Annotated in this window: 3 protein-coding genes; all 3 read right to left on the reverse strand. The window is 74.8% G+C overall.

The window, feature by feature from the left end:
• Positions 1 to 107 precede the first annotated feature (107 nt).
• Positions 108 to 1,010: a phosphoribosylaminoimidazolesuccinocarboxamide synthase gene (locus ACFXA3_RS08060; protein WP_385183570.1), complete on the reverse strand. Its 903-nt coding sequence runs from the start codon at positions 1,008 to 1,010 to the stop codon at positions 108 to 110.
• Between the two features lie 83 nt (positions 1,011 to 1,093).
• Positions 1,094 to 2,572, reverse strand: a complete 1,479-nt coding sequence (locus tag ACFXA3_RS08065) for a N,N-dimethylformamidase beta subunit family domain-containing protein (RefSeq protein ID WP_385183573.1) — start codon at positions 2,570 to 2,572, stop codon at positions 1,094 to 1,096.
• A 323-nt stretch (positions 2,573 to 2,895) separates the two neighbouring features.
• Complete coding sequence (locus ACFXA3_RS08070; RefSeq protein ID WP_385183576.1) at positions 2,896 to 4,488, reverse strand: hypothetical protein; 1,593 nt, start codon at positions 4,486 to 4,488, stop codon at positions 2,896 to 2,898.
• Positions 4,489 to 4,802: the final 314 nt, after the last annotated feature.

Genomic DNA, 4,802 nt, shown 5'->3' on the forward strand with positions numbered 1-4,802 from the left:
CTTGTGGGTCGCCCCCCCCCTGCCCTGGGGGTTGGGCGCGCTTTCGCGCGGGGTGGCCCCCACCTGCGGCACCCCCCGGTGAACACGCCGGGGGGCTTCTTCGTGTCTCAGGCCCAGGTGAGGCCGGTGAGCCGCTCGTACGCCTCGATGTACTTGGCGCCGGTCTGCTCGGCGACCTCCTGCGGGAGGGCCGGCGGCGGGAGTTCGCCCTTGCGGTCCCAGCCGGACGCCGGGGAGGTCAGCCAGTCGCGGACGAACTGCTTGTCGAAGGAGGGCTGCGCGCGGCCCGGCTTCCACTCGTCGGCGGGCCAGAAGCGGGAGGAGTCCGGGGTCAGCACCTCGTCGCCGGCGACGAGGGTGCCGTCCTTGTCGAAGCCGAACTCGAACTTGGTGTCGGCCAGGATGATGCCGCGCTCGCGGGCGATGTCCCGGGCCCGGCCGTACACGGCCAGGGTGGTCTGGCGCAGCAGGGCCGCCGTCTCGGCGCCGGTGGTGCGCGCGACCTCCTCGTACGAGACGTTCTCGTCGTGCTCGCCGACCTCGGCCTTGGCGGCCGGGGTGAAGATCGGGGCGGGCAGCTCGGAGCCGTCCACGAGGCCCTCGGGGAGGGCGAGTCCGCAGACCGTGCGGGTCTGGTCGTACTCGACGAGGCCGGAGCCGGTGAGGTAGCCGCGGGCCACGCACTCGACCGGGACCATGTCGAGGTTCTTGCAGATCAGGGTGCGGCCGGCCCAGTCGGCGGGAGCGCCCTCGGGCAGGTCGGTGCCGATGACGTGGTTCGGCACGAGGTCCCTCAGCTGGTCGAACCACCACAGGGAGAGCTGGGTCAGGACGCGGCCCTTCTCCGGGATCTCGGTGGGGAGCACCCAGTCGTACGCGGAGATGCGGTCGCTGGCGACCATGACGAGGTTGCCGTCGCCGTCGCGGTAGAGCTCGCGCACCTTGCCGGTGTGGAGGTGGACGAGGCCGGGCACCTGAACCGGCTCGGGCTTTTCTACGAATCCGGACACGGGGTCTCCCTGTGGTTCTGTACGAGCGCACCCCCATTGTCCCGTACCGGGGTCGGTGCGCGGCCTCCGGGGTGCCCGGCCGTTCAGTCCCGCTTGCAGATCCGGTCGAGGAGGTTGGCGGTGGCCCGCTGGACCCGTTCGTCGACGTGGCCGGGCCGGTCGAGGGCCGGTGACCAGGCGAAGGTGCCCGACGCGAAGACCAGGGCGCCGCTCGGGGCCCGGTACAGGGAGGTCTCCTGGTGGCGCTTGGCGCCCTCGCTGTCGAGGTACGGGGAGTGCGCGAGCAGGATGCGGTCCCGGTGCTCGGGGAGCTGGGTGCGCGGGAAGTACCGGTCGGCCTCGCCGGCGACCAGGCCGGGGAGTTCGTCGTTCTCGTCGGCGCCGGTGGAGTCCCAGAGCCAGTGCGAGGCATTGCGGACGATCAGCGGCGCGGGCTCGGGGACCCGCCCCGCGTACTGGATGCCGAGCAGCTGCTGCTCCGCGCGGTCGACCTCGCGCCAGAGGCTGGGGCGGCCGGGGCCGCGGCGTTTTCGGCAGGTGAGGAGCCGGTCGTCCACCCCCGAGGGGGAGGGTCCCAGCTCGACCTGCCAGTACATGGTGTTGGCGGAGAGGAAGACGAGCGAGGTGCCGTGGTCGCGGGCGCGTTCGACGGTGCGGCGCATGGGGGCCGACCAGTACTCGTCGTGGCCGGGGAAGACCAGGCCGCGGTAGCGGGTGGGGTCGACCCGGCCGGCGTGCAGATCGCGGGTGTCGGCGTAGGCGAGGTCGTAGCCGTAGCGCTCGGCCCAGCGGATGAAGTCGTAGGCGTGGCCCACGTGCAGGGGCAGGCCCGCGCCGGCGTAGGGCCGGTCGAAGGAGACGGTGATGGCCGCGTCCCGCTCGCCGAGCAGCCTGCCCTCGTCGTCCCAGGCGTGGTAGAGGCTCGCGCCGGTCCGCCCGTCCTCGGGGTAGAGGTTGTAGGCCTGCCAGGTGATGTCGGGCAGCAGCAGGAGCAGGTCCGCGGGATGGTCGTCGCGGACGGTGAACGGGATGTGGGAGCGGTACCCGTCGGCGGTGGTGAGCACGGCGACGTATGCGCCGACGCTCCAGTAGGAGGGCACCTGGAGCCGCCAGGACAGCCACCAGTGGTGGCAGGAGACGGTGCGGTCGGCGGTGAGCGGGGCGGGCTGCACGATCCCCGAGAGCCGGGGACTGGTGGTGATCTTGGAGGCGCCGTCGCCGCCGTAGTGGCCGATGCGGTAGACGTCGACGGAGAACTGCTGGGGCGGGTCCACGGTGATGTGGAAGTCGATGGCCTCGCCGGGAGCGACGGCCCCGGTGGAGGCGAACCCCTTGATCTGCCGGTGCACGTCGTCGGCGGTGCGCGGGCCGCCGCCGCTGCGGGCGCGGGGGTTCTGGCCGGGCGCCAGGGCCGGGTCCACGTACCAGGGCACGACGTGCCCCGTGTCGTCGAAGTACAGCTCGCTGCCCCGGAACCACGGCAGTGGTCCCTGGCCGAAGGGATCGTTCACCGCGTGCGCGAGCGCCCCTGATTCCCACCGCCGGATCTGGTCCGCACCCATACCGCTCCCCTCCCTCGCTCCCCCCGGACGGTCTCTGTCCACCGCCGACGCCGCGCGGTTCCGGGACTGCGAACCGCGACGGTCCCAGCACATCACATAACGCACTCATTCCGTCACCGTTCGCCACATCCGGAGGTTCGGAGCCCGAACTTCGCGGGGCCCGCGCGCGGGCGGCCGGGGCGGGGCGGGCGGGACGGACAAGGCCGGGCGGGCGGGGCAGGGCGGGCGGGGACGGACCGGGCTGGCGGTCCGGTCCAGGCGGGCTGCCCGGTCCAGGCGGGCGGGGCGGTCCAGGCGGGCGGGGCGGGCGCCGGTGGGGGGGGTCAGACCAGGCGGACGGGCTTCTCCGGCCGGACTCCGAGCTCCGCGAGCCAGTCCCGCAGGGGCTCCGGGTCGCCGTCCTCCACGAGGCTCAGCACCCGGGGGGCCAGGTCCGCGCGCCGTTCGCCGCCGACCAGGAGCACCGGGCCGTCGAGCCAGTCCAGACCCGGCGCGGCATCGGCCGAGTCGACCGCCGCGGCGCACACCATCGCCGTCACGTGGTCGGCGAGCAGGTCCCGCCCGCTGCGGGGCGGCTGGAGCGGGAACAGCGGCACGGCGTCGACCCCGCGCGCCACCGCGGCGCTCCCGGACCGTTCCTCCCTGGCCAGGTCACCGCTCAGCCGGCCGGCCAGCGCCTCCGCGGCCGCTCCCTCGCCCGCCGCGTCCGTGAGGTGGCCCAGCACCCGGTCCAGCGTCGGCCCGGGCCCGGCCGGTACGGCGAGGGCGTCCAGCGCGGCATGCAGCCGGGCCGCCTCCGCCCGCCACTTGCGGTCCACGACCTCCTCCGGATACGCCGCCCAGTCCACCGGCGACCAGTCCGGTGAGGCCGCGGCCGGGCCACCCTGGGAGAGACGCGCGGCCACAAGCGCAGGCGCGACAGCGCTAAACCCACGCCCCGCCCCCCAAAAGAGCACGCGGCGCACGCCGAGCCGGGAGGTGAACCCGTCGGCCAGCCGGTCCCGCCGGGACAGCTCGGTCAGCGCGGAGACGACCCCGGCGTCGAGGTGCGCCGGCCAGCGGCCCATCCGCCAGGCGGGCAGCGCGACCCGGGTCAGCAGCCGGTCCCAGCCCGCGTAGGCGAGGCCGACCTGTTCCTGGGCGACGATGCGCAGCCCGTAGTCCACCCCCTGTGCGCGGTCCGAGGCGGCGGCCGCCACCCCGCGCTCCATCTCTGCGGCGTCTTCCCGGCACAGCCTCAGCAGCAGCCGGGCCGGCCGGCCGATCCAGCCGAGGCCGGGCCGGCCGCCCACGTCCGCGGCGGCGTCGAGCCCGCGCACGAAGCCCCGGGCATCGGCTATGTCCGGATGCGCCGAGGGGCCCGTACCGGCGACGACCGGTGCCAGGACCGCCCGCAGTTCGGCGACCCGCATCCACCACAGGAACGGCGAGCCGATCACCAGGACGGGAGCCGCACCCGGCTCGGTCTCGCGCCCGCCGGTTATGCCGCCGCGGCGGTGCGCCGCGTGCGTACGGTCTTCGAGCCAGCTGTCGCAGTCCGGCGTCAGGGCTATCGCGGAGGGCACGGGCACGTCCATCCGGTCGGCCAGGTCCCGCACCAGCCGGTAGAGGTCGGGCGCGGCGGACTCCGCCAGCGGCACCGTCGGCGTGAGCGCCGGGCTCGCCCGCAGCACCACCGCGGCGAACACCCCGCCGACGAGCAGCACCACCACGGCGACCACGCACACGACGAGGGTCACCAGGGGCCACGGGTCAGCGGTCAGCCGGCCCGTCATCCGGGCGCTCAGCAGCACCACCGCGAGGGCGGCGGGCAGCAGCCCGAGGGCCAGGGCCCGGCTGCGCACGCGCAGCACGGCCAGGGCCCGGGAGCGCGCGGACGGCGCGCCCACTTCCACGATCGAACCGGTTCCGGACACGGCCGGACCTCACCCCCTCTGCCCTGCGGCGGTTTCGCTCACTCCCCCACTGTGACACCCGCCACTGACATCGCAATGCCGGTGGGCCAAGTGCCGGAATGCTTGGCATCGCACCCTAGTTGGGGACCGACCGGCAGTCAGCCGGACCGGGTGACGATCACCCGATGGAATGGCTTTGGGTAAAGGTGGCTGCGTTCGAACGCGGCCGGATGCACTCGTACGCGGACACGCGCGCGGGCCCGGGCGGCCCCCCCCGCGCCCCCCCCCCCCCCCCCCCCCCCCACCCCCCCACCCACCCCCACACACGCCCACGC

The organism is Streptomyces sp. NPDC059456 (assembly GCF_042750055.1).
GTDB lineage: Bacteria > Actinomycetota > Actinomycetes > Streptomycetales > Streptomycetaceae > Streptomyces.

What these genes read in the sequence shown, in the direction of transcription:
- ACFXA3_RS08065 (WP_385183573.1), bottom strand. Translation starts at nt 2,572, where the DNA reads ATGGGTGCGGACCAGATCCGGCGGTGGGAATCAGGGGCGCTCGCGCAC.